Source organism: Bradyrhizobium sp. AUGA SZCCT0182 (genome assembly GCF_018130185.1).
Taxonomy (GTDB): Bacteria; Pseudomonadota; Alphaproteobacteria; order Rhizobiales; family Xanthobacteraceae; genus Bradyrhizobium.
The window spans coordinates 40,420-66,644 of the sequence record NZ_JAFCLY010000029.1 but is presented as its reverse complement, the minus strand read 5'-3'; the positions used below and the strand labels follow the sequence as shown (position 1 = coordinate 66,644).

Sequence of the window (26,225 nt, the reverse complement as noted above, 5' to 3'; positions counted from 1 at the left end):
GCATAATCCGGTAGTGTCCCTTCAACTCAGAAACGGCAAGGGGAACGGCATGAATTGGCGCGCAGTGGCGGCTATGGCCTTTGGTTTGGTTGCAGCCGCGCCGCAAGGGCAGGCAGCCGAATATCCGACCCGTGCGATCAAGCTGATCGTGCCCTATGCGGCGGGCGGTCCGACCGACGTGCTCGGGCGCATGGTCGGCGAATATCTCAGCCGCGACCTGAAGCAGCCGGTGGTGATCGAGAACAAGGCCGGCGCGCAGGGCGCGATCGGCGCCGAGGCCGCGGCGCGGGCCGAGCCCGATGGCTACACGCTGTTCTTTACGGCGGCATCGATCTTCGTGCTCAATCCGATGCTGTACAAAAAGCTGCCCTATGATCCGCAGCGGGATTTCCGGATGCTGGCGCTGATCACCGATCTGCCTGTTGTCATGGAGGTTCATCCTTCCGTGCCGGCCAAGACGGTGGCGGAGTTCGTGGCTTACGCCAAGCAGAATCCCGGCAAGCTCAATTTCGGATCGGCCGGCACCGGCGGCACCATTCATCTCGCCGGCGAGATGTTCAAGCAGATGGCCGGCGTCGACATGGTTCATGTCGCCTACAAGGGCGCGGGCCCTGCGCTGACCGATCTGATATCGGGCAATATCCAGTTGATGTTCGACACGCTCGGCACCGCGCTGCCGCCGGTGAAGGGCGGGTTGCTGCGGGCGCTCGCGGTGAGCTCGGCGCAACGCATCCCCGATCTGCCCGACGTTCCGACCATGGCCGAAAGCGGTTATCCCGACTACGGCGTCAGCGTCTGGTACGGCGTTTCAGCATCGTCAAAACTGCCTGACGATATCGCGCGAAAAATCACCGCCAGCCTCGACAAGGCGCTGGCCGACGATGCGTTCCGCGCTTCGCTGGAGAAGGTCGGCTTTCCGCCGCTGCGTCCGCGCAGCCAGGCCGAGATCGACCAGTTCATCTCAACCGATCGCGCGCGCTGGGCGGGTGTGATCAAGGCGCTCAACATCTCACTGGATTAGGATATGGTTCGGGAAAGTGAAATCCGCGAAGGCGAACTCGCCGTCGATATGCCACCGGCGCGCGACGCCGGCCTTGTCTTCATCGGGCGCATCCGCACGCCCTGGAAATCGCGGCTGGAAACCCCGCGGCAGGGCCGTCACGACGGCCCGGTCTGCCGGCTGGAGATTTTCGAGCCCTGGGTGCCTGCGATCAAGGGCGTCGACTTCTATTCCAATCTCGAAGTGATCTACTGGCTGCACCAGTCGCGACGGGACCTCGTACTGCAAAGCCCGAAGAACAACGGCAATACGCGCGGCGCATTCTCGCTGCGTACGCCGGTGCGGCCCAATCCGATCGGCACCTCGATCGTCAAGCTGGTCGGCGTCGAAGGCAACGTCGTGCTGGTGCGCGGCCTCGATTGCCTCGACGAGACGCCGCTGATCGACCTCAAGCCAGATCGCTGCGAGTTCACCCCACTGGCGCCGCCGCAGGCAGGGGATTTCGAGACGGAGTGATTCTCCATGAAGCGGACGGGCCTGAGGCTTTTCACCGCGGTCATGCTATTCGGCCTTGCCGCAGGTGCGGCGGTGCGAGCGGATTCGCCTGCGATCGTGGAGCATTATCCCGGCGCGGCCTTTGAGTCGACGACGCCGGAGGCTGCGGGTTGGTCGGCCGAAAAACTGGCGGAGGCAAAATCCTGGTCGCAGCAGATCGCGCCGTCAGCCGCTGTGATGATCGTTCAGCACGGCCTCGTTGTTGCCCAATGGGGCGACGTTGCGATCAAGTCCAACCTACATTCGATCCGCAAGAGCCTGCTTAGCGCGCTGATCGGTATTGCCGTCGACGAACACAAGATCGATCTCGGCGCGACCATGGAAAGCCTCGGCATCGACGACAACACGCCGGGCCTGACCCCGACCGAAAAAACTGCGACCGTCGGCGATCTCCTGAAGTCGCGGTCGGGCATCTACCACGCGGCGCTGTACGAAACGCCGGGCATGGCCCGACGACGCCCCGCGCGCGGCAGTCATCCACCCGGAACCTTCTGGTACTACAACAACTGGGATTTCAACGCACTCGGGACGATCTATGAGCGCGCCACGGGAGACTCGATCTTCACAGCCTTGCAGGGCCGGATCGCGCGGCCGATCGGGATGCAGGACTATCAGCCGGGCGACGGCGAATATTTCAGGGGCAAGCCCTCCGAGCATCCCGCCTATCCCATCCGCATGAGCGCGCGCGACCTGGCCCGGTTTGCGCTGCTCTATCTGCACGAGGGACGGTGGAGCGGCCGGCAGATCATTCCGAGCGCATGGGTTCGCGAAAGTACGCAGTCCTATTCCGATGCATTTCCCGACCAGGGGCGGGGGTACGGCTACGGATATCTGTGGTGGATCGGATTTCCCGATAACAACGGCGCACCGATGGTCAGGGTCCCGGCCGGCACCTTCGCCGCCATGGGTGCTGAAGGGCAGTATGCCTTCGTGATCCCGGCCTACGATCTCGTCATCGTTCATCGCGTCAACAGCGATGTCCCGGTCGGGCCGCTACCGGGCCAGCGCAAGCCCGAACCGACGACCCCGCAACTTGCGCGGCTGCTGTGGCTCATTCTGTCGGCGGCAGGCGACAGGGATGTCGGGCCGGATGTCAGTCTGGCTCACGCGGCGGGCGATCGTCTCGCAGGCGAGGAAATCAAGGCGAAACTGACCGGGGCGACTTTTTCGGTCGGCGAGATGCTGAGCGGCGGCCCGTATCTATGGCAACTGCGTGCCGATGGGACGCTTTCGATCCTGGCGGGCGCCGAGCAGCGGGAACGGTTCACGGGTTCATGGCGCGTCGACGGCGATCGCCTCTGTCGAACGCTGAACGAGCCCAACACGCGCGAGGCATGCTTTTCCGTTGTCGCAAGCGGCTCCCGGCTACAACTCTTTACTGCGGATGGTCTAATGAGACTTGATACGCGGGTGCAGTGAGCGCGGGCCGTTGGGTTCATGGGACCCGGCACGCTCTTGCAACTCCGCTACCCCAACGCCGCGATCAGCTTGGTCGCGTTGTCTTCCAGCACCTTGACGTCTTCCTTGCGGCTCGCCGGCGGCAGCATCGCGACGCCCTCGTGGCGTGGCAGCACGTGCATGTGGAGGTGGAAGACGACCTGTCCGCCGGCGGGTTCGTTGAACTGCTGGATGGTGATGCCGTCGGCCTTGAAGGCCTTCATCGCGGCGGCGGCGATCTTATGGGCGCCGCGGGCGACATGGGCGTAGTCGTCGGGCGTGATGTCGAGGATGTTGCGGGCAGGCGCCTTCGGGACCACCAGCGTATGGCCGGGCGAACGCGGCATGATGTCGAGGAAGGCGAACACATGCTCGTCCTCATAGACTTTGTGGCAGGGAAATTCGCCGCGCAGGATCTTTGCGAAGATGTTGTTGGTGTCATAGGCGGCGGACATGGTGGTTCCCTCGGTTTGCTCTCATTCTCGGATCGATATTGTAAAGGTCAAGCCTCGTCGGCGGCCTTGCGGAACGGCCCGGCCTCGGTGAGTTCCCTCCCGACCTCGGCGACGTAAGCGCGTTCGCGCTTCAAATAGTCCGCGATCGCCCGGCGCAAATCGGGATCGGCGATGTAATGCGCCGAATAAGTCGTCTGCGGCAGATATCCGCGCGCCAGCTTGTGCTCGCCCTGCGCGCCGGCTTCCACCGTTTTCAGGCCGCGCTCGATCGCAAACTCGATGGCCTGATAATAGCAGACCTCGAAATGCAGGAACGGATGATGTTCGACCGCGCCCCAATTGCGGCCGAACAGGGTGTCCCCGCCGATGAAATTGATGGCGCCGGCGATCCAGCGGCCACCCCGCCGCGCCATCACCAGCATCACGTCCCGGCTCATGCTCTCGCCGATCAGCGAGAAGAATTTTCGCGTGAGGTAGGGCCGGCCCCATTTGCGCGAGCCGGTCTCCATGTAGAACGCAAAGAAGGCGTCCCAGGCCTCCTCGGTGATGTCACTGCCGGTCAGGCGGTGGATGGTGATGCCGGCGGAGACGGCCTCGCGCCGCTCCCGCTTGATCGCCTTGCGGTGACGGGAGTTCAGCGATCCCAGGAAGTCGTCAAAGGTCTTGTAGCCGTCATTGTGCCAGTGGAACTGCTGGTCGGTACGCTGCAGGAATCCCTGGGCGCCGAGAAACTTTGCTTCCGCCTCGCGGGCAAACGTTACGTGCACGGAAGAGGCGTTGGTGGCGTTGCACAGCGCCATCAGCCCGCTTGCCAGCGCCGTCCCGATCCGCTCGTGGTCGACGTCGCCGCGGATCAGCAGACGCGGGCCGGTGGCGGGCGTAAACGGCACCGAGGCCTGCAGTTTTGGATAATAGCGGCCACCGGCGCGCTCATAGGCATCCGCCCAGCCGCGGTCGAAGACGTATTCGCCTTGCGAGTGCGATTTCAGATAGCAGGGTACGATGCCGGCGATGACGCCATCGAGCCGGGCGAGGAGATGCCGCGGACCCCACCCCGTGCGGGCACAGGCCGAGCCGGAGGCTTCGGCGGCGGCAAAAAAAGCGTGAGAAACGAAAGGGTTATAGGCAGGTTTTGAGTCGGCGCACGAATCGCCTGCCACGCCGGGTGAAGCCAGCGTGTCGAGGTTTTCGAGGCTGTTCGGATCGCCCTTCGGATTGGCGCAGGCGTCCCATTCCGCAGCCGGGATATCGCTGGCGGAGGGGACGGCTTCGAGGGTGATTTCGGATGACGCCATCGAGAATTCGGACCGGTCCCACACTGCGATCAGCCATCGCGATGGTGACCAACATCCGGAAAGATCGTGCATTGCACGCGCGACTTCAAGGCCGTGCAGTGCGGATCAGGTTCCCGGCGGGAAACCTCGAGCCCAAGACGTCAGGGCACAAATCCCTCAAAGATCATCTGGTCGGCGTAGCTGATGGCGCGGGCGCGCTGGTCCGGCGTGCGCACGGTCCAGGTCAGCAGCGGCAGGCCGAAAATGTTGCGGGCGATCCAGGGCGCGGCCGCTGGCAGTTCGTTGACCCAATAGGCGACGAAATGCGGCCGGGTGCGGAAGGCGTGACGCAGATGGGTCATGCCCCGGCGCTGTGCCGCCGACGCTTCCGGCCATTCCTCCTCAGTGTATTCGCGCTCGGCCACGATGCCGCGGGGAAGCAAGGGGATCAGCTCGCGCAGCGCCAGCACCTGGTCGGGGTCGAACGACATACCCACTGCGGGTCCGGAATAGGTAGCGAGCACCTCTGCCATCCGCGTCACCAGCCTGCGGTCGCCATCGAAATGGCTTTTGACCTCGATCACCAGGGGCACGCGGCCGGCGACCAGCGTGCAGAGATCGCCGAGCGACATCATCCGCTCCGGCGTATTCTTGAATTTGACCGCCTTCAGTTCGGCGGCGGTCTTGCCGAGCAATGCGCCCGAGCCCTCGGTGAGGCGGCCGAGCGCATTGTCATGATGCACCATCGCCTCGCCATCGGCGGAAAGCTGGATATCGACCTCGATCGAGAAATTTCCCGAGATCGCCGCCTGCACCGCGCCCGGCATGTTCTCGAGGATGCCGCGCGCAGCGTCATGCAGGCCGCGATGGGCGACCGGCCGTGCCGTCAACCAATCAGGCGCTCGCATCGCGCGTTGCTTTCAGGAGACCTCGAACACGCCGTCGACTTCGACCGCCGCATCGGAGGGAAGGGAAGAGACGCCGACGGTGGTGCGGGCATGGCGACCCTTGTCGCCGAAGGCTGTGACCATCAGGTCGGACGCGCCGTTGAGCACCTTCGGCCCGTCGAAATAATCCGGCGCCGAATTGACGAAGCCGCCGAGCCGGACCACGCGCACCACCTTGTCGAGATCCCCGAGCGCGGCCTTGATCTGCGCCAGCAGATTGACCGCGCAACCCTGTGCGGCGGCATAGCCCTGTTCGGTGGTGACGCCGGCGCCGAGCTTGCCCTTGGCGATCAGCTTGCCTTCGGCATTGGCGCATACCTGGCCGGAGACGAACAGCAGGTTTCCGGTGCGGACGAAGCCGACATAGTTCGCCATGGCGGCGCGGGGCTCGGGCAAGGTGATACCTTGTGCCGCCAGCTTCTGTTCGACCGTACCCGCCATGTTTCGTCCCCGTTTAAATTGAACACATCTGACCTTTTCAGGTCCGCATTGTTTCGCGCATCACGTTCGAGGTTGCAAGCGAGGGCGGATTGGAGGCGCACACCCGCAAGCGGGGGCAATTCCGAGAAACAGGCCGGAAAACGTGGCATTCCGGCGTCAAATTCCTACGATTTCGTGACATCGCCCTAGTTGCGACGCAATAGAGCCGACAGTAATGTATCGAATCTTCCGCTTCACAAGGAGAACACATGGCTCGACCGTTCCGGATTCCGCCTCGTGCTTGGGTGCTGACAATCGCAGCCGTTGCAACAGGATCGGTTTTCCAGGCCGGGCCAGCGCTGTCAGCCGCAAGCGGGCCATTCCTTGCCCATCAGGCGCTCTACGAACTCAACCTGGTCAAGTCGCGCGGCTCCAACGCCATCAGCGGCGCGCGCGGGCGCATCCTCTACAATTTCTCCGGCAGCGCCTGCGAGGGCTACACGTCCGAATTCAGGCAGGTGTCGGAGCTCGACAGCGGCGAGGGCAAGCTGACGCTCAGCGATTTGCGCTCGAAGTCCTGGGAAGACGCGGCAGGCAAGAGCTACCGCTTCAAGATCGACACGCGGATGAACGATACGGATTCCGCCCCGGTCGACGGCGTTGCCGAGCGGACCGGCGATCACATCACGGTCAAGCTGAAACAGCCGGTGGCGAAGACCTTCAATCTCGAAGGCAAGATCGTGTTCCCGACCGAGCAGATCCAGCTCATCATCGCGGCTGCCCGCGAAGGCAAGTCGGTGCTGGAACTGATGGTCTATGACGGCTCTGATAATGGCGAGAAGGTCTACAACACGCTGTCGGTGATCGGGCAGCCGATTCCAGGCACCAAGACCATCGCTTCCCCCGATCCCTCCACCGCGAACGACCAGATGAAGTCGCTGACGCGCTGGCCGGTCACGGTGAGCTATTACGACCGCGACGCCAAAGCCAAGGACGGCGAGCAGACGCCGGTCTATGCGATGTCGTTCGAGTTGTTCGAGAACGGCGTCTCGCGCGCGCTGATGCTGGATTACAATGACTTTGTCATTTCCGGCGCGATGGGGAAGTTTGACGTCAGGGATTCCAAGCCTTGTAAGTGACGGGTTGGTCGTCGGTGCTGCACTGAATTCCGTCATGCCCGGGCTTGTCCCGGGCATCCACGTTTTTGGCGCCGCGAAGAAGGAAGACGTGGATGGCCGGGTCAAGCCCGGCCATGACAAGATTAGTTACTCCTCCTCGTCTTCCTCGTCCTTTTCCGGCCCCTTGTACGCAATCCCCCTGATCACAGCGGCATTGCCGAACTTCTTCCTCAGATCATCCATCGCGCGTTCGGCGTGGGCCGAGCGGCGATCCAGCATGTCGGTGTCGTCGGCCTGCGAGCCTGCGCGCAGCGCGCTGACGCCGGTGCCCATCAGGCGAAAGGCGGTGCCGTCGATCTCCTTCGCCAGCAATTCGCGGGACACCGCAAAGATCTTTGCCGCCAGTTGCGTCGGCGCCTGGATCGATTGCGAGCGGGTGCGCTGCCTGAAATCGGCGGTCTTCAATTTCAGTGTGATGGTCAAACCGGAAAGGTTGCTGCTTTTGAGGCGCGATGACACCTTCTCCGACAGCCGCCACAGCGTTCGCTCCAGCGTCGCGAAATCGCGGATGTCATTATCGAAGGTGGTCTCGTTCGAAATCGTCTTGGCGCCGCGATCGGGCACCACCAGGCGGTCGTCGATGCCGCGCGCCAGCCGCCACAGCCTTCGGCCTTCGCTGGCGAACTGCTTCATCAGATCGACCTCGTCGGCGCGCTGCAGGTCCGCGATGGTGCGAAAGCCGCGCTGCAGCAGCTTTTCCTGGGTCGCGGGGCCGACGCCATAGATGAAACCGACCGGCCTGTCGGCCAGCATCTCGCGGGCTTCGGCCTGGTCAAGGGCGGCAAAGCCGCGCGGCTTGTCGAGATCGGAGGCGATCTTGGCGAGGAACTTGTTGCAGGACAGGCCGACGGAGACGGTGATGCCGATGTCGCGCTCGACGTCACGGGCAAAGCGCGCCAGCACCTTGGCCGGGATCATGCCGTGGACGCGCTGGGTGCCGGAAAGGTCGAGAAACGCCTCGTCGATCGACAGCGGCTCGACCAGCGGCGTCAGCGTCTGCATGGCGTGGCGCACCTCGCGGCCGACCCGGACATATTTGGCCATGTCCGGCCGAATCACGATCGCCGCGGGACAGAGCGCCAGCGCCTTGAACATCGGCATCGCCGAGCGCACGCCAAACGTCCGCGAGATGTAGCAGGCGGCCGACACCACGCCGCGCTTGCCGCCGCCGATGATGACCGGCTTGTCGGCAAGTTCCGGGTTGTCGCGCTTTTCCACCGTCGCGTAGAATGCGTCACAATCGATATGCGCCATCGCCAGCGCCGGTAACGAAGGGTGCCGAACCAGGCGAGGGGAGCCGCATTCACCGCACCGCCTGGCCTTGATGTCGAGGTCGCCGAGGCAATCCCGGCAAAAACAGCGCGGACCGACTGGTGCTCCCATTCCGCAGTTCGCACGCATTTGCCGCACCACCTATGCGAACTGCGGAATGATAAGGAGCACCAGCAACATTATTTTTGCCAGTGCGGCTGATGAATTTGTAGTTCCTACGAAGAGGTTACCGCGAGTCTGGTAGGAACTTCAAATTCGCCGCACTGGTGCCTGCGCCAGTGCGCTCACGGCACGTCGCGCTCCCAATGCGGGTCGCCAAGCACCTGACGGGCGGCGGCGATGTTGGTCGGATGGAGCTCGGAGGCGGCCGCAAACGCCTTCACGGTTGCGTCATCGCGCATCACGAAATCCAGCACGCTGGCCAGAAATTGCGGGTCGGCGGCGGCCGTCCGGAGCGTCTCCGGGCCGATTCCGCTCTCGGCCAGAAACAGGCCCAGGCGCTCCGGGTCGGACGCAATGAAGGAAAGCGCCTGAACCGCAACGATTTCAGCTACTTCCCGGGGGTTGTGAACAGGCTTTTTCAACAAACGGGTTTGCCTTTCCGTTAACTTATGGTCTCTAGTTTGATGGCCATCATGCCCGAGTCTGCGGAATGTGTTCAAGCAAGTGGAAACCGCTTCGCGAAAAGATGGCACTTGTTAGTAGAAAAACAGGACTCGGATTTAACGGGTTAGAGCGAATCTGGCGCTAGTTTGATTTCACTTTTCGACAAGCCCGGAAAGACGGTGCGGAAGCACCCAAAGGCCGGGCCTGTATCCTGGGATAAGGGAGGGACGGGATGGCCAAAACCGTCCTGATCGTGGAGGACAACGAGCTCAACATGAAGCTCTTTCGCGACCTGTTGGAAGCGCATGGCTATCAGACCTCCGGCACCAGCAATGGCTTCGAGGCGCTCGATCTCGTTCGCAAGCTGCGCCCCGATCTGATCCTGATGGATATTCAATTGCCGCAGGTATCCGGCCTCGAGGTGACGCGCTGGATCAAGGACGATCCGGAACTGCGCGCGATACCGGTGGTCGCGGTGACGGCATTCGCCATGAAGGGCGACGAGGAACGCATCCGCGAAGGCGGCTGCGAGGCGTATTTGTCCAAACCAATTTCGGTCGGCAAGTTTATTGAGACAGTACGGCGTTTTATTGGGTAGTGGGAGTGAGTTTCGATGTCTGCGCGTATCCTGGTCGTCGATGATGTTCCCGCCAACGTCAAGCTGTTGGAAGCCCGTCTGTCGGCCGAGTATTTCGATGTACTGACCGCCACCAACGGCGCCGAGGCGCTGGATGTCTGTTCGCGCGCAGAATGCGATATCATCCTGCTCGACGTCATGATGCCCGATATGGACGGCTTTGAGGTCTGCCGCCGGCTGAAGTCCAACCCGGCCACGCATTTCATTCCGGTCGTGATCGTCACCGCGCTCGATAGCCCGTCCGATCGCGTGCGCGGCCTGGAGGCCGGCGCCGACGATTTCCTGACCAAGCCGGTGTCCGACGTGGTGCTGATCGCGCGCGTGCGCTCGCTGACGCGGCTGAAGATGATGACCGATGAGCTGCGCATGCGCGCCATCACCTCGCTGGAAATCGGCATGGAAGCGCCCGAACGTACGGCGGTGGCCGACAAGGGCGTCGGCGGGCGCATCCTGTTGGTCGACGACCGCCCGTCATCCTACGAGCGGCTGGCGCCGCTGCTCTCCACCGAGCATACCGTCGATGTCGAGGCCAATCCGGCCGAAGCGTTGTTTCATGCCGCCGAAGGCAATTACGATCTGCTGATCGTCTCCCTCAGCCTCGAAAACTACGACGGCTTGCGGCTGTGCAGCCAGGCGCGCTCGCTGGAGCGGACCCGTCAGGTGCCGATACTGGCGATCTCCGATGCCGACAACAATGCGCGGCTGCTCCGCGGGCTCGAGATCGGGGTCAACGACTATCTGCTGCGCCCGGTCGACAAGAACGAATTGCTGGCGCGCGCGCGCACCCAGATCCGCAAGCGCCGCTATACCGACCATCTGCGCGACAACGTGCAGAACTCGATCGAAATGGCGATCACCGACGCGCTGACCGGTCTGCATAACCGCCGCTACATGGAAAGCCATCTGGCGACGCTGGCCGAACAGGCCTCGAGCCGCGGCAAGCCGCTGGCGCTGATGATCCTCGACATAGATTTCTTCAAGGCGATCAACGACAATTACGGCCACGACGCCGGCGACGATGTGCTGCGCGAATTCGCGGTGCGCATCCGCAAGTCGATCCGCGGCATCGATCTCGCCTGCCGCTACGGCGGCGAGGAGTTCGTCATCGTGATGCCGGAAACCGACCTGCATGTGGCAGGCATGGTGGCCGAGCGGCTGCGCCGTTCGATCGTGAGCGAGACGTTCGCCATCGCCAAGGGCACCAAGCGCATCGAGGTCACGGTCTCGATCGGGCTGTCGACGCTGGAGCGCAAGGGCGAGGCGGTCGCCGACGTGCTTAAACGCGCCGACACGGCGCTCTATCGCGCCAAGCACGACGGGCGCAATCGCGTGGTTTCCGCCGCGGCCTAGCTAGTCGTCATTGCCTGCGGGCGTTTTGCCGCAGTGCAACCGCTGTTGTGCACACGCTTTGATTGTGCTGTGATGTGCGCTAGCGGGAGTCAATTGCAGTGACTCATATTCGGGCTGCTCGTATATCCAATTCATACTTTGCCTGGGCAATTGCGGCTGTCTTGATCCTTCCTCTCGGGATCGAACCGTCCCATGGCCAGATCACCTGCGCACAAGATCCAACAGTGGGCGAGTGCGAGTTGGTGCTGCCGCCAGTATGTTCGCGAGATCCCGCCGCATCAACCGCGCCGGCAGCCCTCTGTACGGTAACAGATCAGCCGGTTCCGGGTCTTCCAAACGCCAAACGCGTGCAGGTAAACCTCAAGGCGGTGACCAGCGAGATCAAGGTCGGCGGTTACACGGTTGAGACTGAGAACTACAATGGCTTCTATTTATCGCCAGTGATCGAAGTAGACGTTGGCGATACCGCGGCAGCGGTGCTCGAGAATTCGCTCAAACCCCGGGTGCCATCAGACTCGGATGGTGCGAACGCGGGACACCACGGGACCGACAACGCCACCAACCTGCATTTTTTCCATGGCGGTGTTGTAACTCCCCGGAATGCCCGCCGCACAAATGATCCCAACGACGATGCCGCAAGGAAGGGCGACGGCGACAACGTCTATACATATTGGAAGCCAGGTGAGGCGCCGTTCGCTTATCACGTGCCAATACCACACAGTCTCGACGCGCGCGTCCTCGACGAGGTCGGCAAGATCCCGCATCCGAGCGGACTCAATTGGTACCATTCTCATATGCACGGACGCTCGTCGGATCAGGTAATGGGCGGGCTGTCGGGATTGCTTTCCGTCGGCGACGCAAAGGCAAACGTGGTGGCGTGCAAGAAGGATCCAGCCGATCAGACCAAATGCCTTGATGACCCGCAGGCAACCGCTGGCCTCAAGGCGCGGACCGACGTCCGTTATGCGTTGCTGCGCGACATCTCGCTGCGAAGGATCGACGCGCTGCCGGATGCCGGCACGGCTACGCCCAAGACCGCAACCTGGGCGCCCGACCTCAAGGGCTGGGTCAAGGACGATGGCGAGTGCGGGGTGTGGCGCTTGGTCGATGGGCAACTCAAAGAGGACGAGGACGCCAAGCAGCTCCGGAAGGGGTATTGCCAGCGAGATAAGGACAACGCCTGGCTTTTCACCGTCAACGGGCAGCGCTTCCCCACAATCACGGTGGAGGGTGGAAGGAACCTGCTGCTCCGTCTCGGCAACCTGAGCCCGAACGTCGTCTATTGGCTGGAGCTCAATAACGAGCAGAACGAGGCCGACAAGCAAAAGCTGCTTCTTGTGGGCGTCGATGGGGTGGTTCCCGCCAAGGCGGTTCTCGCTGACCCGAACCGGATACCCGTTCAGGCGACGCCGGTGGACGATCTCGTTCTGATGCCGGCCTCACGCGCTGAAATTTTCATTCGCAATGATTGCCTGCGACCAAAAGAACAGACCTATGTCTTGCGCACCAAAGGTCTGAATGCCGGCACCGTCAACAACACAAAAAGCGATCGTTGGCCCGAAATTCAACTGATACGTATCGTGCTCAAAGCGAGCACCGTATCATGCACCGAGGAAATTGCGCTCAATGCGGTTGCAGCAAGAGCTGATCTTCAGGCCGTCATCCTGTCGAAAGGCGCACGCGTCGCGACGAAGCCGAAGGGCTGCGTCGACGACATCGATCCGGCAAAGAATGAGCATCGAAGGGTGACATTCAAAGACGTCAGCATCCCGCCACCCGGCAAAATAATAAATTGGAGCGTCCTGACCGAGATCGTGCATCCGCCGGATGGCAGCACTTCACCAGTGCCATACGACAGTTTCGTGTCAGTCGATGCAAAGACGGTGGGAAAGATCGACCCGGACGAAGGCCTCGTGGGCATCCCATTCGAGGACTACGATCTCGGCGACGGAAACATTGACTGGGACAACAGCAATGGTCTGCGGCCGCATGTGTGCGTCTTCGCCGATCCCAGCAGCCCCGGAAACACGAGCGGCCAACAACAACTTTGGGTGCTCAAGAACGGGACCGGTCAACTTCACAATTTCCATATCCACCAGATGAAATTTCGCCTGGCAACCGCCAAAGAACTCACCGACCAATTCAAGATCGACGTGACAAATGAGCCGGCGGAGGTTTGCGCCGATCCGCCCGCGTGCAAGGGGCCGGTCTACAAGCTGTACGAGGCCAAGGCGGCGGACAAGAATACGGAATGGCACGACACCATCCCGATGCCTCCGTCCAAAAAAGTTTTTGTCATCATGAGCTTTGTCGCCGAAGAGCAAGTCGGCCGTTACGTGTTCCACTGCCACATACTGAAACATGAAGACACCGGCCTCATGGCTCCGATCGAGGTATGGAAGCCGATGCCCGCGACGCAATAGGTGTTTTCCGTCATCTGTCGTGAAACCGGCGCTCGTCGTCAGGTGAAATACTTACAGGAGGATGCCATGCGAACATCGCTCAATGCAGTGTTGCTGTCGTTGGGTTTGCTTGGGCCCGGCTTGCTGGCCTCGGGCCCCGCCCGAGCCGATAACATCGTGATCACGAACCAGGGCGCCAAATGGAGGCTTGGCACCAATCCCGGGGTCAACCCGCTTCCCGTAGAAGTAAAGAAGGGTGACGTGATCGAGTTCAGGCTCGCGACCTTGGGCCACGGCGTCGTAACGCTGGACAAGCCGGGCAGCGATCCAAACGCCGCTGAGAATTTGCAACTGGTCCTCGCTTGCGGAGAGGATCCTAGTACCAAGCCCAACCACGTGCTGCGCGAGGTCGAGTGCGGCCGCAGCCGGTTTAATGTCGAACTACTCCCGTCGGTAAAGCTCCAGATAATGGACAACTTTCAGGCTGACGTTAATTTCTGGTGCATTATTCACCTCTCGGACATGTGGGGCACGTTCAAACTGAAGCCTTAGAGCCTTTCCGGGAAGTTTAGATTCATGGCGAGGCATTTGCAGCAATTCGCCTGAGCATGACGCGGATGAATGCAGCAACGGTCGTTGCGTGCTGGCTGGTCACTCCAATCTTCGCACGACACCGCGCTACATTGAGGCCAATCCGGAGACGCAGGTAAAGATCGTGGAGCTAGTCTAGCCTACCGCCCGCGCTTCACCGCATCGTAGGCCAGCCGCTTGAACTCGAACGAGAACGGGTGGACGAACGCCATCTGGCGCTGCGCCATCATCACGCCGGCCATGTTGTGTCGTGGCGAAATCCACCATTGCGTGCCGGCGAGGCCGCCCCAGTAGAGCTCGCCCGAGGCATCGGGGTGATCGAACGGCGTCGGCTTTACGATCAGACCGCCGGCCAGCGTGTGCGCCTTGCCGACCTGTTCGCCCATCAGGGCAAAGCGGATCCACTGACCGTCCGGCAGCTGGTTGGTCATCATCTGCGCAATCGTTTCCGGCTTGAGCAGCGTTCGGCCGCCAGGCAGCAGGCTTCGGATCAACGCGACCATGTCGGACATCGTTGAGACCAGGCCGCCACCGCCATTGAGTCTCGCAATGGGCCGCAGATAGGCGCCGGGGAAGGGCGCGTTATCGGTACGGGTGAGGCCCGGCTTCATCGGCTCCATCATGTCAGCGCCGGCGTAATACGCGACCAGTCTTCCCCAGTCCTTCTCCGGCACGACGAAACCGGTGTCGACCATGCCGAGTGGATCAAGAATCCGCGCCTGGATGAACCTGTCGAAGCTTTGGCCGCTGATGACTTCCACCAGCCGCGCCACCACGTCGATGGCAAGCGAGTATTCCCAGGACGTCCCCGGCTGATAGATCAGCGGCAGGTCCCCCAGCACGTCGACCATCTGGGCAAGCGTCGTCATCGGGTTGTGGACGCCGCGCTCGTTGATGGCCTTGAAGATCGTGGTGCCGGGATCGAAGAATCCGTAGCTCAGGCCGGAGCTGTGGCTCAACAGTTGACGGATGGTGATCGGGCTCTTCGCCGGCTCCGTGTCATCGAGCGAGGTTGCGCCAGGGCGTAACACCTTTCGATTTCCAAGCTGCGGAATAAACTTCTCGATCGGGTCATCGAGCCCAAATTTGCCTTCCTCGAACAGCAGCAATGCGGCGCAGGAAGTGATCAGCTTGGTGTTGGAAAAAATCCGAAAGATATGGTCGGGGCGTAGCGGCGTCTGCGCTTCCTTGTCAGCCCAGCCGACGCAATTGACATCAACCAGATCGCGGCCGACCATGACCGCCCAGGAGATGCCGGACAGCAGATTGCCGTCGATATAACGCTGCATGGCCGCGTGGGCCGGTTTGAAGTCGTAACCGCCAGCCGTCACTTTCAGGTCTTCCATGGTGTTTCCTCATTTGCCGGCACACGCATCGCACGGGCCGAATTTTTTTGTCGTCCCTGCGAACGCTCAGATGCGCAATTGCGCATCGGGGGACCCATAACCACCGGCCTCACTGGTAGCGGAAGGTAGCTACCACATCGCCCTATTGAAAGGCCACGGCGTATGGGTCCCTGCGTGCGCAGGGACGACGATAGAGCATGATTATCTCACCGCGATTTGACTTGCGGCTTTTGCGAGGCCCCACCGACCTGCACTCCCGCATTCGCCAGCAACACCGTTGCGGCCGCTTTCGCCGCTCTCGCCATCGCCGGATCGTTGCGCACCAGATCCTGCGCGATCGAGCCGTCGACCAGCAACGCTAGCTGCGTCGCAAGGCATTCCGCGTCGGCGGCGCCGAGCTGCACCAGCAGATCGCGAAACCAGAGACGGCGGCTTTCCTTGAACGCGATTGCGATCTTGCGGACGGATTTATCCTCGCCGCCGAGTTCGGCCACCGCGTTGACGAACGGGCAGCCGCGAAAATCCTTGGCTGCAAAGCGCCGCTCCAGCGCATCGAAGGTGCCGAGAATCTGCTCGACGGGTGGCTTGTCTGACGGCCGAGGCTGCACGAAGCGGCGTGCCAGATAGGCCGATATCAAGGCATCCTTGGAGGGGAAGTGGTTGTACAGCGTGCGCTTGCTGATGCCGATTTCGGCCGCGATCGTATCGACGCCGACCGCGCGAATCCCCTGCAGATAGAACAGCCTATCCGCGGTTTCGAGAATCCGGTCTTTCATTGCGGGTTTGGCGGGCGGGGGTGCCATGCGTGTGCGCGATATCCTTCCGCCTTGACAGTCGGGGGTCCTTATAGACTAGTTACACAGGTCTGTGTAACTATTTCAGATGCCAATTGCAGGACGCGGCTTTTGAATCGCGGCCGCTAGGGAGAATAAAAACAGTGACCCTGCTGCAAATCCTGCGTCCAACGCTCCCCATCCTGATCGGCGCTTCTGTCATGCTGACCCTGAGCATGGGCCTGCGGCAGAGTTTTGGTATTTTCATGCAGCCGCTGACGAAGGACATCGGGATTTCGGTGTCGGACTTCACGTTGGCTTTGGCCGTACAAAATCTCGCCTGGGGATTCCTGCAGCCGGTGGCCGGCGCCATGACGGTGCGCTACGGCTTCCGCCCGATCATGATCGTGGGCACGCTGATGTACATCGTCGGCCTTGCCCTGATGGCGACCGCGCAGGGGATGATCCCGATCCTGATCGGCGCGGGTGTGTTGATCGGTTTCTCGCTGGCCTGCACGGCCAATGCGATTGCGATGTCGGTGGCGGCGCGCGCCGTGCCGGCCACCGTGCGCAGCACCGTGATGGGCATGGTCTCGGCGGCAGGATCGCTCGGCGCATTGGTGTCGGCGCCGATCGGGCAGATGTTGAATGAAGGTTTTGGCTGGCGCGCCGGCGTCGCCGGCTTTGTGATCCTGTCGCTGTTCATGCTGCCGGCGGCCTGGTACGCGGGCAGGGCCGACAAGATCCCGCTGCCGCCCAAGGCGGTCGACGACATCGGCGACGCTTCGGCTGCAACCGCCGCAAAGATCGCGTTCGGCAACGCATCGTTCGTGGTGATGACCTGCGCCTATTTCGTTTGCGGCATGCAGCTCGTGTTCCTCACCACGCATCTGCCGTCCTATCTTTTGATCTGCGGCCTCGATCCGATGCTGAGCGCGCAGACGCTCGGCATGATCGGCGGCTTCAACGTGCTGGGCAGCCTGTTCTTCGGCTGGGCCGGCCAGCGCTGGAACAAGCTTGCGCTGCTCGGCGGCATCTACATCGTCCGCTCGATCGCGCTCGCCTGGTACTTCATGCTGCCGGCAACGCCGGCGACCACGCTGCTGTTCGGCGCGATCATGGGCTTCCTCTGGATGGGCGTCGGCCCATTGGTGGCGGGCGCCGTCGTCGAAATGTTCGGCCTGAAATGGCAGGCGATGATCCAGGGCCTCGCCTTCATGAGCCACCAGCTCGGCTCGTTCCTCGGCGCTTACGGCGGCGGGCTGATCTACGACCAGCTCGGCTCCTACACCATGGCGTGGCGGATCGGTGTCGCGCTGGGCCTGGCCGGCGGTATCATCCAGGTGGCGTTCGCGCTGATCCGGCCTAGTGAGCCGCCATTGGTCAAAGCGGTGTAGCTTTTGCTTGCGTTCCCCGGATGCAGCGCAGCGCGCCGCGCTTGCGGCGTGATGCGCTGCTGATCCGGGGTCTATCCACTTTGCGTGTTTGGGTCCCGGCTTTGCGGAGCAGCGTTGCACGCTGCACCGTGTCCAGGACACGAACCCGGAATCGAAAACGGGGCCGTGAGGCCCCGTTCAAGTCAGACAGCAGCGTTTCGAACGCTTACTTGATCTTCGATTCCTTGAACTCGACGTGCTTGCGAGCGACCGGGTCGTACTTCTTCTTGACCAGCTTGTCGGTCATGGTGCGCGAATTCTTCTTGGCGACGTAGTAGAAGCCGGTGTCCGCCGTGGAAACGAGCTTGACCTTGATGGTGACCGCTTTGGCCATTGTTCAGAACCCTTGATGTGTGAAAATCGGGTGCCGGCCAAATCGGCCCGCATTTGCCGGGCAACCTAGCTTCTGATCGCCCAAAGTCAAGGTTTCCAGGGCAAATACCGGTATGAATCCGGGCAATTAACCCTCAAAGAACCGGTTTTTCGGCCTCGGCAGCCCCAAATTCTCCCGTAGGGTCTTGCCCTCATACTCCTTGCGGAAAATCCCGCGCTTTTGCAGTTCCGGCACCACCTTGTCGACGAAATCGTCGAGGCCGGCAGGCAGGAACGGGAACATGATGTTGAAACCGTCGCTGCCGCGGCTCGTCAGCCACTCCTCCATCTGGTCGGCGATCGTCACCGGCGTGCCGACGAAGGAGAGCCCGCCATAGCCGCCGACGCGCTGGGCGAGCTGGCGCACGGTGAGCTTGTCGCGCGCCGCGACATCGACCAGGCGCTGGCGGCCGCTCTTGCTGGCATTGGTCTCGGGGATGTCAGGCAATTGTCCGTCTGGATCGAAACCGGAGGCGTCGGTGCCGAGCTGAACCGACAGCGAGGCGATGGCGCTGTCGTAATGCACCATGCTGTCGAGCTTTGCGCGCTTCTCCTTTGCCTCATCGACGCTGTCGCCGACCACGACGAACGCGCCCGGCAGGATAACGAGATGCTCGGGGTTACGGCCGATTTTTTCCATCCGGCCCTTGATGTCGGCGTAGAGTTTTTGGGCATCGGCAAGGCTGCCGCCGCCGGTGAACACGGCCTCCGCCGTCTCTGCCGCGAGTTGCCGGCCGTCGTCGGAGGCGCCGGCCTGCACGATCAGCGGCCAGCCCTGCACCGGGCGGGCGATGTTGAGAGGGCCGCGGACGCTCAGATATTTTCCCTTGTGGTTGAGCACGTGCATTTTGGCGGGATCGAAATAGAGGCCGGATTCGACATCGCGCACGAAGGCATCGTCGGCAAAGGAATCCCACAGGCCGGTGACCACGTCATAGAATTCGCGCGCGCGCTTGTAGCGCTCCGCGTGCTCCATGTGATCGTCGAGCCCGAAATTGAGCGCGGCGTCCGGATTGGAGGTGGTGACGATATTCCACCCCGCGCGCCCATTGCTGATGTGGTCGAGCGAGGCGAAGCGGCGCGCGACGTGATAGGGCTCGTCGAACGTGGTCGAACCGGTCGCGATCAGGCCGATATGATCGGTGGCGCCGGCCAGCGCCGACAACAGCGTGAACGGTTCGAACGAGGTCACGGTGTGGCTGCGCTTGAGCGCATTGACCGGCATGTTCAGCACGGCCAGATGATCGGCCATGAAGAAGGCGTCGAACTTGCCGGCTTCCAGTTTCTGGATCAGTTTCTTAATACGCGGGAAATTGAAATTGGCGTCCGGCCAAGCCCCGGGATAGCGCCACGCGCCGGTGTGGATAGAAACCGGCCGCATGAACGCGCCGAGCTTGAGTTGCCGTTGTGCCATCGCCCCGTTTCCGTGTTCGTTGCTGTTGACGAAAGAGATAGGCATGGGTGAAGGCCGCGCCATCGGGCGAGACGGGAAGAATCTTGCAATTTAAGGGATCGGGAGAGAAGGATTCTACGCCGCCAATACCGTCATTGCGAGCGAAGCGAGCAATCCACATCTCCGCACGGGGAAAGATGGATTGCTTCGCTTCGCTCGCAATGACGCTGTGAGAGCCGAGCCCTACGCCCCCAGCACGTCCTTCTGCATCTTGCCGCCGTAGAAATGGAAGAACGGCACCGGGGCGTCGTGGCGCAGCGGGCCGGTGGCGAGGCGGCGGTCGAGTTCGGCGAGCACGTTCTTGGTCATGGCATGCGCATCGGCGAGCGGTTTGGAGCCGATCTCGACCCAAACCAGCTCCACCAGTTCGGCGTCGGCGTGGATCACGCCCTCGACCTTGTGGGCGATTGCCGATGCGTCGGCGGTGAAGAAGCGGGTGTCGAAACGGCGGACGCGGCCGGGCGGGGTGATCGCGCGTGCGATCAGGAACAGGCTGGACGGATCGGGCAGCAGGCCGGCATCCGAGAACGGCTGCCAGGCGCCTTCGAGTTTGACGGGCTTCTCGACCTTGCGGCCGAGGCAGAGACCGGTTTCCTCGCAGGCTTCGCGGATCGCTGCTACCGCCAGCGCACGTGCGCGCGACGGCGCGATCTTCGGGCTGCCCTTCAGCAGATTGGCTTCGAGTTCGCCGGTGATGGGCGCGGCAACGGGAATGCGGTTGTCAGCCTTGTCGACGCGGCCGCCGGGGAAAACGTACTTGCCCGGCATGAACACCACATTGTCGTGGCGTTTGCCGACCAGCACCTTCGGCTTGTCGCCGCTCCGGTCGATCAGGATCAGCGTCGCGGCATCCTTCGGTCGGAAATAGGGATGGTGATCGGCTTCTTTTCCTTCGACGATTGCAGGCGCTGCTTCGGTCATTCCATCCCCGTTCAGTCTCTTGTTGTTCTTGGTTTAGCTAGACCGGCGGAATGTCGCTAGGGGCATTTTCGTCAAAGCCATGCATGCGCAGCGCCCATTGGAAGCCGACCACGGCGCCCTTGACCGGTTGCAGCAGCAACAGCGACGAGAGGAAGGTGAAGGGCAGGTAGATCGCCATCTGCAGCCAGATCGCCGGTGAATAATTGGTTTCCACCCACAGCACCACCGGTACCACGATGTGGCCGACGATGACGATGACGAGATAGGCCGGCAAATCATCGGCGCGGTGCGGCGTGTAATCGAGGCCGCAGGTCTTGCAATGGTCGTCGACCTTCAGGAACGCCCGAAAAAGCTTGCCTTCGCCGCAACGCGGGCAGCGGCACATGAAGCCGCGCTTCATCGCGGTCCAGAGATCGCGCTTTTCGCCCTTCACGGATTCCCTGGTCCAGACTGTCGTCGCGGGGCTCACCGTTTCCATGACTTGCCTCTCTTCGATTTGCCGGGCTTTGCTTTGCCCTTGCGTTCCTTATGCGGGCTGCGGCCCGGACGCGTCTTCGATGACGTGACCGGCGGTTTCGAACCTTCGCGGCGGCCGCCCTGTTTTCTGCCGCGCGGAATGACCTTGCCTTCAGATAGTAACTTGAACCGCAGCGCGCCAGCTACAGGTGCTGCTTCTACCAGACGTACGTCGACAACGTCCCCCAGCCGGTGCATGGCACCGCTGCGTGAGCCGACGAGCGCATGGCGCGTCTCGTCATAGTTGAAATATTCGGTCCCGAGCGTGCGGATCGGGATCAACCCGTCGGCGCCGGTATCAGACAACTTCACAAACAGCCCGGCGCGGGTGACGCCGGAAATGCGGCCCTGGAACGTCGCGCCGATGCGGTCGGCGAGGAAATGCGCGATCAGCCGGTCGGCGGTCTCGCGCTCGGCCTTCATGGCGCGGCGTTCAGTGACCGATATCTGTGCGGCGACTTCGCTCAGCGTTTCCAGCGTTTCGGTGTCCGGCAGCGCGCCTTCGCCGAGGCCGAGCGCGCGGATCAGCGCGCGATGCACGATCAAATCGGCGTATCGCCTGATCGGGGAGGTGAAATGCGCATAGCGCCGCAGGTTCAGGCCGAAATGGCCATAATTCTCCGCCGAATATTCCGCCTGCGCCTGCGAGCGCAGCACCACTTCATTGACCAGCGGCTCGTAGTCCTCGCCGCGGACCTGGCCCAGTACGCGATTGAACAGGGCGGGGCGCAACGCACCAGCTTTCGCAAACGGCAGGTCGAGCGTCTTCAGGAATTCCTGCAGGTTATGAACCTTCTCCTGGCTCGGCTCGTCGTGCACGCGGTAGATCAGCGGCAGCGCCTTCTTCTCCAGCATTTCGGCAGCGGCGACGTTGGCGAGGATCATGAACTCCTCGATCAGTTTATGCGCATCCAGCCGCTCCGGCACGATGACGCGATCGACGGTGCCGTCGGGCTTGAGCAGGATTTTTCGCTCGGGCAGATCGAGATCCAAGGGATCACGCTCGTCACGCGCCAGCTTTACCAGTGCATAGGCCGTATAGAGCGGTTTGAGGATCGGCTCGAGCAGGGGGCTAGTCGTGTCGTCGGGGCGGCCGTCGATTGCGGCCTGCGCCTGCGCATAGTTCAACTTGGCGGCGGAACGCATCAGCACCCGGTGAAAACTGTGCGAGCGCTTGCGGCCGTCAGGTCCGATCACCATCCGCACCGCGAGCGCGCCGCGCGGCTCGCCCGGCACCAGCGAGCACAGATCGTTGGAGATGCGCTCGGGCAGCATCGGCACCACGCGGTCCGGGAAATACACCGAATTGCCGCGCGTCAGCGCGTCGCGATCGAGCGCCGAGGCCGGCCGCACATAGAACGCGACATCGGCGATCGCGACATGGACGATGTAGCCGCCCCTGTTGTTCGGATCGTCATCGGGTGCGGCATGAACGGCGTCGTCATGGTCCTTGGCGTCGGGCGGATCGATGGTGACGAGCGGTACTTCGCGCCAGTCCTCGCGACCCTTGAGTATCGCCGGCTTTGCCTCCTCGGCTTCGTGCAACGCGGATGGCGTGAAGGCTTGCGGAATGTCGTGGGCGTGGATCGCGATCAGGCTGACCGCTTTCTCGGTCGCGAGCGAACCGAGCCGCTCCTTTACCTTGCCGGACGCCAGGCCGAAGCCGCGCGTCCGCACGAGATCGACGCTGACGAGATCGCCATCCTCGGCGCCGCCGGTGTCTGAGCTTGCGATGTTCAATTCGCGCCCGGCCTGCTTCTTGTCGACAGGAATCATCCTTCCGCCGCCATTGGGCAGCTTTCGAAAAATGCCGAGCAGGCGGGTGCGGGCGTGGTCGATGACCTTGATGACACGCCCGCGATAGGGCGTGCCAGCGGTGTCGTCGGTCTTCTCGACGCGGAGCAGCGCACGGTCGCCGACCCCGGCGGCGGTGCCCGGTTGCGGACGACGCGGAACATGGATGCGGATCTTCGGCGCCGCGCCGAATTCCTCTTCATCCCATTCGGTGGGGGTGGCGAGCAGCTCGCCGTCGGTATCGCGGCCGGTGATGTCGGCCATCACGGTCGGCGGCAGCGCGGCGGGCTCGAGAACCTTGCGGCCGCGCTTGGCGATGGTGCCTTCGTCGGCGAGTTCGCGCAGGATTCGCTTCAGCTCGACGCGGTCGGCATTCTTCAGGCCGAACTCGCGGGCGATCTCGCGGGTGCCGATCTTGCCTGGATTCGCACGGATGAAGGCAACGATGGCGTCCCGGGCCGGAAAGCCATTGTCGTGTTTTCTCTTCACTTATCCCCGGGCCTTGCCCGCGCTTTTCTTCGCAGGCGTTTTGGGTGCTGCTGCAGGCTTTGCTGCTGACGTCTTTGCCGCAGACGCGACCGGCGCGCGCGCCTTGCTGACGGCTTCCGATTTCGGCTTCGCCGCAGCCTTCTTCACCGCGGTCTTCTTGGCGGGCTTCGGTGCGTCTGGATCAACAGGGGCTTTGGCGGCTTTCTTCTTCGGTGCGGCTTTCTTCGCGCCACGCTTCGGCTTGCCGCCGCCCTTGGCCGCGCGTTCGTCGATCAAAGCGATGGCTTCGGCGAGTGTAATGGTGTCCGGCGTCTTGTCGCTCGGGATCGTGGCGTTGACGCCGCCGGCGGTCACGTAAGCGCCGTAGCGGCCGTTCTTCACGGCGACACCGCCGAGGCTCGGGTGCTCCCCGATCGGCTTGCCCGGATCGGCGCCGAAGCGGCGGCCGCTCGGACCCTTCAAGATCTTTTCGGCGATCAGCGTCACGGCGCGATTGAGGCCGATGTCGAACACCTCGTCGCCGGCCTCCAGGCTCGCATAGGTCTTTTCGTGGCGCACGAACGGACCGAAGCGGCCGATACCGGCGGTGATCGGCTCGCCGGTTTCCGGATGTTTTCCAATTTCGCGCGGCAAAGACAGAAGCTTCAGGGCCAGTTCCAATTCCATATCGCCGGGCGACATGTTCTTCGGGATACCGGCGCGCCGGGGCTTTTCACCCTCGGCATAATCCTTCTGCTCGCCGAGCTGGATGTAGGGACCGAAGCGGCCGGCCTTCACCGTAACATCGAGATCGGTCGCGGGGTCCTTGCCGAGCACGCGATCGGCGCTGGCTTCGCTGTCGGCCGCGAGCGGGCGGGTGTAGCGGCATTCCGGATAATTCGAGCAGCCGACGAAGGCGCCGAACTTGCCGGCTTTCAGGTTGAGCTTGCCGGTGCCGCAGGTCGGGCACTGCCGGACATCGCCGCCATCCGCGCGCGGCGGATAGATGTGCGGGCCGAGCATGTCGTCGAGCGCATCGAGCACTTCGGAGACGCGAATATCCTTGATGTCGTTGACCGCGCCGGCGAAGCCGGTCCAGAAATCCTTCAGCACCTGCTGCCAGGAAATCTCGTTGTTGGAGATGCGGTCGAGCTGCTCTTCCAGATTGGCGGTGAAGTCGTACTCGACATAGCGCGCAAAGAAATTTTCCAGGAACGCGACCACGACGCGTCCCTTGTCCTCGCCATGCAGCCGCTTCTTGTCCAGCTTGACGTAGCCGCGGTCCTTCAGCACCTGCAGGATCGAGGCGTAGGTCGAGGGACGGCCGATGCCGAGCTCTTCCATGCGCTTGACCAGCGATGCCTCGGAGAAGCGTGGCGGCGGTTCGGTGAAATGCTGGGTGACGGCGAGGTCCTGCCGCTTGAGCGCTTCGCCCTGGCTCATGGCGGGGAGGCGGCGGCTGTCCTCATCGTCGGCGTCGTCGTCCTTGCCTTCCTGATAGAGTGCGAGGAAGCCGTCGAACTTCACCACCTGGCCGCTGGCGCGCAGGTCCAGCACGCGTGAGCCGGCCTTGGCTGATATGTCGACGGTGGTGCGTTCCAGTTCGGCGGATTCCATCTGGCTCGCGATGGTGCGGATCCAGATCAGCTCATAGAGCTTGGCCTGATCGGTATCGAGACGCCGCCGCATTTCGGTCGGACGGCGCGACATGTCGGTCGGGCGGATCGCTTCATGGGCTTCCTGGGCGTTCTTGGCCTTGGTCTGGTATTGCCGCGGCGCTTCCGGCACATAGGCGTTGCCGTAATCCTCGCCGATCACCTTGCGCGCCTGCGTGATGGCCGAGCCGTCGATCTGCACGCCGTCGGTACGCATATAGGTGATGAGACCGGTGGTCTCGCCGCCGATATCAATACCCTCATAAAGACGCTGCGCGATCCGCATCGTATGCGCCGGCGCAAAGCCGAGCTTGCGGCTGGCTTCCTGCTGCAGCGTCGAGGTGGTGAAGGGGGCTTGCGGATTGCGGCGGGCGGGCTTGGCTTCAACGGTCGAGACCGTGAAGTTGGCGGCCTCGATCGCTTTTTTGAGGTCTTCGGCTTCGGCGCCGGTGCCGATGTCGAGGCGCTGGATCTTCTTGCCGTCGGCGCCGACCAGCCGCGCCTCGAATGTGTCACCGCGCGGCGTCGTCAATGTGGCCACCAGCGACCAGTATTCGCGCGGCACGAATTTTTCGATTTCGAGTTCACGGTCGCAAACCAGCCGCAACGCCACCGACTGCACGCGGCCGGCCGAGCGGGCGCCCGGCAGTTTGCGCCACAGCACCGGCGAAAGCGTGAAGCCGACCAGATAGTCCAGCGCCCGGCGCGCCATATAGGCGTCGACCAGCGCGCCATCGATCTGGCGCGGCGACTTCATCGCATCGGTCACCGCCTGCTTGGTGATGGCGTTGAACACCACGCGCTCGATCTTGTGGTCCTTCAGCGCGCGCTTTTCCTTCAGCACTTCGAGCACGTGCCAGGAGATCGCTTCGCCCTCACGATCAGGGTCGGTCGCGAGAATCAGCCGGTCGGCACCCTTCAGGGCCTTGGCGATATCGTTGAGCCGGCCGGCCGCCTTGGGGTCGATCTCCCAGATCATCTGAAAATTGGCGTCAGGATCGACCGATCCGTTCTTGGCGGGGAGGTCGCGAACATGGCCGAACGAGGCCAGAACCTCGTAGGAGGCGCCCAAATATTTGTTGATCGTCTTGGCTTTCGCCGGCGACTCCACAATGACGATATTCATGTCATTCCAATAGCTTACGGGAAAAGATAAAGGCCGGTTCCGCGAGACTCGCGACCGCCGTTTCGACCCGAACATGGGTGGTGAGGCGGCCCCTGTCAAATCGACAGATTCTGAGCAGGGGCCTTTGAAGTGCGACTTTATATCTGAAAAGTTGCGAAATGCGTCCTAGAGTTGCGCCCGCAAAGGGGTTATTCCTTGTCCATACTGCATGGGATTGGGTGCATTTTTTTTGAGCAAGGCA

Annotated in this window: 23 protein-coding genes; 9 read left to right on the top strand and 14 right to left on the bottom strand. The window is 62.5% G+C overall.

The annotated features are described in order from the left end of the window. The first annotated feature begins 49 nt into the window (after positions 1–49). Genes JQ611_RS27030 through JQ611_RS27020 form a run of 3 tightly spaced genes read left to right on the top strand, consistent with a single transcriptional unit; the run spans position 50 to position 2,974 of the window. Positions 50–1,021: a Bug family tripartite tricarboxylate transporter substrate binding protein gene (locus JQ611_RS27030; RefSeq protein ID WP_249133482.1), complete on the top strand. Its 972-nt coding sequence runs from the start codon at positions 50–52 to the stop codon at positions 1,019–1,021. Between the two features lie 3 nt (positions 1,022–1,024). Further along, the gene (tsaA, locus tag JQ611_RS27025) at positions 1,025–1,516 is read left to right on the top strand and encodes a tRNA (N6-threonylcarbamoyladenosine(37)-N6)-methyltransferase TrmO (RefSeq protein WP_212212375.1); all 492 of its coding nucleotides are present in this window, start codon (positions 1,025–1,027) and stop codon (positions 1,514–1,516) included. 6 nt (positions 1,517–1,522) lie between these two features. Continuing rightward, a complete protein-coding gene (locus tag JQ611_RS27020) occupies positions 1,523–2,974 on the top strand; it encodes a serine hydrolase (protein ID WP_212467112.1) in 1,452 nt (483 codons plus the stop codon). Positions 2,975–3,021: 47 nt separating this feature from the next. Here the strand turns inward: JQ611_RS27020 and JQ611_RS27015 are convergent, their stop codons facing one another. The 4 genes from JQ611_RS27015 to JQ611_RS27000 all read right to left on the bottom strand — a co-directional run bounded on the left by JQ611_RS27015 (position 3,022) and on the right by JQ611_RS27000 (position 6,109). Next, entirely contained in the window at positions 3,022–3,447 is a 426-nt protein-coding gene (locus tag JQ611_RS27015) for an HIT family protein (protein WP_212388162.1), read from the bottom strand. Between the two features lie 47 nt (positions 3,448–3,494). Further along, on the bottom strand, positions 3,495–4,742 hold the full coding sequence (locus JQ611_RS27010; RefSeq protein WP_212467111.1) for a GNAT family N-acetyltransferase: 1,248 nt from the start codon (positions 4,740–4,742) through the stop codon (positions 3,495–3,497). A gap of 140 nt (positions 4,743–4,882) precedes the next feature. Then, the gene (locus JQ611_RS27005; RefSeq protein ID WP_212467110.1) at positions 4,883–5,629 is read right to left on the bottom strand and encodes a glycerophosphodiester phosphodiesterase; all 747 of its coding nucleotides are present in this window, start codon (positions 5,627–5,629) and stop codon (positions 4,883–4,885) included. A gap of 12 nt (positions 5,630–5,641) precedes the next feature. Continuing rightward, complete coding sequence (locus JQ611_RS27000) at positions 5,642–6,109, bottom strand: RidA family protein (RefSeq protein ID WP_209844031.1); 468 nt, start codon at positions 6,107–6,109, stop codon at positions 5,642–5,644. A gap of 248 nt (positions 6,110–6,357) precedes the next feature. On the opposite strand from JQ611_RS27000, the gene JQ611_RS26995 reads away from it, so the two are divergent. Next, complete coding sequence (locus tag JQ611_RS26995; RefSeq protein ID WP_212266254.1) at positions 6,358–7,227, top strand: cell envelope integrity EipB family protein; 870 nt, start codon at positions 6,358–6,360, stop codon at positions 7,225–7,227. Positions 7,228–7,353: 126 nt separating this feature from the next. Here JQ611_RS26995 and JQ611_RS26990 read toward each other — a convergent pair whose 3' ends face one another. Together JQ611_RS26990 and JQ611_RS26985 are read right to left on the bottom strand one after the other, a co-directional pair. Then, entirely contained in the window at positions 7,354–8,649 is a 1,296-nt protein-coding gene (locus JQ611_RS26990; protein WP_212467109.1) for a DNA polymerase IV, read from the bottom strand. A 173-nt stretch (positions 8,650–8,822) separates the two neighbouring features. After that, positions 8,823–9,122, bottom strand: a complete 300-nt coding sequence (locus tag JQ611_RS26985) for a DUF3572 domain-containing protein (protein WP_212266336.1) — start codon at positions 9,120–9,122, stop codon at positions 8,823–8,825. Positions 9,123–9,376: 254 nt separating this feature from the next. On the opposite strand from JQ611_RS26985, the gene JQ611_RS26980 reads away from it, so the two are divergent. The 4 genes from JQ611_RS26980 to JQ611_RS26965 all read left to right on the top strand — a co-directional run bounded on the left by JQ611_RS26980 (position 9,377) and on the right by JQ611_RS26965 (position 14,085). Beyond that, complete coding sequence (locus JQ611_RS26980; protein ID WP_027538546.1) at positions 9,377–9,742, top strand: response regulator; 366 nt, start codon at positions 9,377–9,379, stop codon at positions 9,740–9,742. A gap of 15 nt (positions 9,743–9,757) precedes the next feature. After that, positions 9,758–11,131 carry a PleD family two-component system response regulator gene (locus JQ611_RS26975; protein WP_212266258.1) on the top strand — a complete coding sequence of 458 codons (1,374 nt, stop codon included), beginning with the start codon at positions 9,758–9,760 and terminating at the stop codon, positions 11,129–11,131. A gap of 161 nt (positions 11,132–11,292) precedes the next feature. Then, positions 11,293–13,554 (top strand): multicopper oxidase domain-containing protein, encoded by a 2,262-nt coding sequence (locus JQ611_RS26970; protein ID WP_212467108.1) that lies wholly within the window; start codon positions 11,293–11,295, stop codon positions 13,552–13,554. A 66-nt stretch (positions 13,555–13,620) separates the two neighbouring features. Next, positions 13,621–14,085, top strand: a complete 465-nt coding sequence (locus JQ611_RS26965; protein WP_212266262.1) for a hypothetical protein — start codon at positions 13,621–13,623, stop codon at positions 14,083–14,085. Positions 14,086–14,264: 179 nt separating this feature from the next. Here the strand turns inward: JQ611_RS26965 and JQ611_RS26960 are convergent, their stop codons facing one another. Then, positions 14,265–15,470: a serine hydrolase gene (locus JQ611_RS26960; protein WP_249133481.1), complete on the bottom strand. Its 1,206-nt coding sequence runs from the start codon at positions 15,468–15,470 to the stop codon at positions 14,265–14,267. Positions 15,471–15,676: 206 nt separating this feature from the next. After that, the gene (locus JQ611_RS26955; RefSeq protein WP_212467107.1) at positions 15,677–16,273 is read right to left on the bottom strand and encodes a TetR/AcrR family transcriptional regulator; all 597 of its coding nucleotides are present in this window, start codon (positions 16,271–16,273) and stop codon (positions 15,677–15,679) included. A gap of 134 nt (positions 16,274–16,407) precedes the next feature. Here JQ611_RS26955 and JQ611_RS26950 point away from each other — a divergent pair, with 134 nt between their 5' ends. Next, positions 16,408–17,640: an MFS transporter gene (locus JQ611_RS26950; protein ID WP_212467106.1), complete on the top strand. Its 1,233-nt coding sequence runs from the start codon at positions 16,408–16,410 to the stop codon at positions 17,638–17,640. Between the two features lie 205 nt (positions 17,641–17,845). Here the strand turns inward: JQ611_RS26950 and rpmG are convergent, their stop codons facing one another. The 6 genes from rpmG to topA all read right to left on the bottom strand — a co-directional run bounded on the left by rpmG (position 17,846) and on the right by topA (position 25,984). Then, positions 17,846–18,013: a 50S ribosomal protein L33 gene (gene rpmG, locus JQ611_RS26945; protein WP_027537094.1), complete on the bottom strand. Its 168-nt coding sequence runs from the start codon at positions 18,011–18,013 to the stop codon at positions 17,846–17,848. Positions 18,014–18,139: 126 nt separating this feature from the next. Beyond that, complete coding sequence (locus JQ611_RS26940; protein ID WP_212467105.1) at positions 18,140–19,465, bottom strand: LLM class flavin-dependent oxidoreductase; 1,326 nt, start codon at positions 19,463–19,465, stop codon at positions 18,140–18,142. Positions 19,466–19,687: 222 nt separating this feature from the next. Then, on the bottom strand, positions 19,688–20,425 hold the full coding sequence (locus JQ611_RS26935; protein ID WP_212034932.1) for an NUDIX hydrolase: 738 nt from the start codon (positions 20,423–20,425) through the stop codon (positions 19,688–19,690). A gap of 37 nt (positions 20,426–20,462) precedes the next feature. Further along, positions 20,463–20,903: a DUF983 domain-containing protein gene (locus JQ611_RS26930; RefSeq protein WP_212034933.1), complete on the bottom strand. Its 441-nt coding sequence runs from the start codon at positions 20,901–20,903 to the stop codon at positions 20,463–20,465. Next, positions 20,891–23,224 carry a ribonuclease R gene (gene rnr / locus JQ611_RS26925; RefSeq protein ID WP_212467104.1) on the bottom strand — a complete coding sequence of 778 codons (2,334 nt, stop codon included), beginning with the start codon at positions 23,222–23,224 and terminating at the stop codon, positions 20,891–20,893. The genes JQ611_RS26930 and rnr overlap by 13 nt, the downstream gene beginning before the upstream one ends. Continuing rightward, entirely contained in the window at positions 23,225–25,984 is a 2,760-nt protein-coding gene (topA, locus tag JQ611_RS26920) for a type I DNA topoisomerase (RefSeq protein ID WP_212467103.1), read from the bottom strand. Positions 25,985–26,225 lie beyond the last annotated feature (241 nt).

Excerpts from the sequence above, each read along its gene's own strand:
- JQ611_RS27030 (WP_249133482.1), top strand. The coding sequence starts at position 50 with ATGAATTGGCGCGCAGTGGCGGCTATGGCCTTTGGTTTGGTTGCAGCC.
- tsaA (WP_212212375.1), top strand. The coding sequence starts at position 1,025 with ATGGTTCGGGAAAGTGAAATCCGCGAAGGCGAACTCGCCGTCGATATG.
- JQ611_RS27020 (WP_212467112.1), top strand. The coding sequence starts at position 1,523 with ATGAAGCGGACGGGCCTGAGGCTTTTCACCGCGGTCATGCTATTCGGC.
- JQ611_RS27015 (WP_212388162.1), bottom strand. The coding sequence starts at position 3,447 with ATGTCCGCCGCCTATGACACCAACAACATCTTCGCAAAGATCCTGCGC.
- JQ611_RS27010 (WP_212467111.1), bottom strand. The coding sequence starts at position 4,742 with ATGGCGTCATCCGAAATCACCCTCGAAGCCGTCCCCTCCGCCAGCGAT.
- JQ611_RS27005 (WP_212467110.1), bottom strand. The coding sequence starts at position 5,629 with ATGCGAGCGCCTGATTGGTTGACGGCACGGCCGGTCGCCCATCGCGGC.
- JQ611_RS27000 (WP_209844031.1), bottom strand. The coding sequence starts at position 6,109 with ATGGCGGGTACGGTCGAACAGAAGCTGGCGGCACAAGGTATCACCTTG.
- JQ611_RS26995 (WP_212266254.1), top strand. The coding sequence starts at position 6,358 with ATGGCTCGACCGTTCCGGATTCCGCCTCGTGCTTGGGTGCTGACAATC.
- JQ611_RS26990 (WP_212467109.1), bottom strand. The coding sequence starts at position 8,649 with ATGGGAGCACCAGTCGGTCCGCGCTGTTTTTGCCGGGATTGCCTCGGC.
- JQ611_RS26980 (WP_027538546.1), top strand. The coding sequence starts at position 9,377 with ATGGCCAAAACCGTCCTGATCGTGGAGGACAACGAGCTCAACATGAAG.
- JQ611_RS26975 (WP_212266258.1), top strand. The coding sequence starts at position 9,758 with ATGTCTGCGCGTATCCTGGTCGTCGATGATGTTCCCGCCAACGTCAAG.
- JQ611_RS26965 (WP_212266262.1), top strand. The coding sequence starts at position 13,621 with ATGCGAACATCGCTCAATGCAGTGTTGCTGTCGTTGGGTTTGCTTGGG.
- JQ611_RS26960 (WP_249133481.1), bottom strand. The coding sequence starts at position 15,470 with ATGGAAGACCTGAAAGTGACGGCTGGCGGTTACGACTTCAAACCGGCC.
- JQ611_RS26955 (WP_212467107.1), bottom strand. The coding sequence starts at position 16,273 with ATGGCACCCCCGCCCGCCAAACCCGCAATGAAAGACCGGATTCTCGAA.
- rpmG (WP_027537094.1), bottom strand. The coding sequence starts at position 18,013 with ATGGCCAAAGCGGTCACCATCAAGGTCAAGCTCGTTTCCACGGCGGAC.
- JQ611_RS26940 (WP_212467105.1), bottom strand. The coding sequence starts at position 19,465 with ATGGCACAACGGCAACTCAAGCTCGGCGCGTTCATGCGGCCGGTTTCT.
- JQ611_RS26935 (WP_212034932.1), bottom strand. The coding sequence starts at position 20,425 with ATGACCGAAGCAGCGCCTGCAATCGTCGAAGGAAAAGAAGCCGATCAC.
- JQ611_RS26930 (WP_212034933.1), bottom strand. The coding sequence starts at position 20,903 with ATGGAAACGGTGAGCCCCGCGACGACAGTCTGGACCAGGGAATCCGTG.
- topA (WP_212467103.1), bottom strand. The coding sequence starts at position 25,984 with ATGAATATCGTCATTGTGGAGTCGCCGGCGAAAGCCAAGACGATCAAC.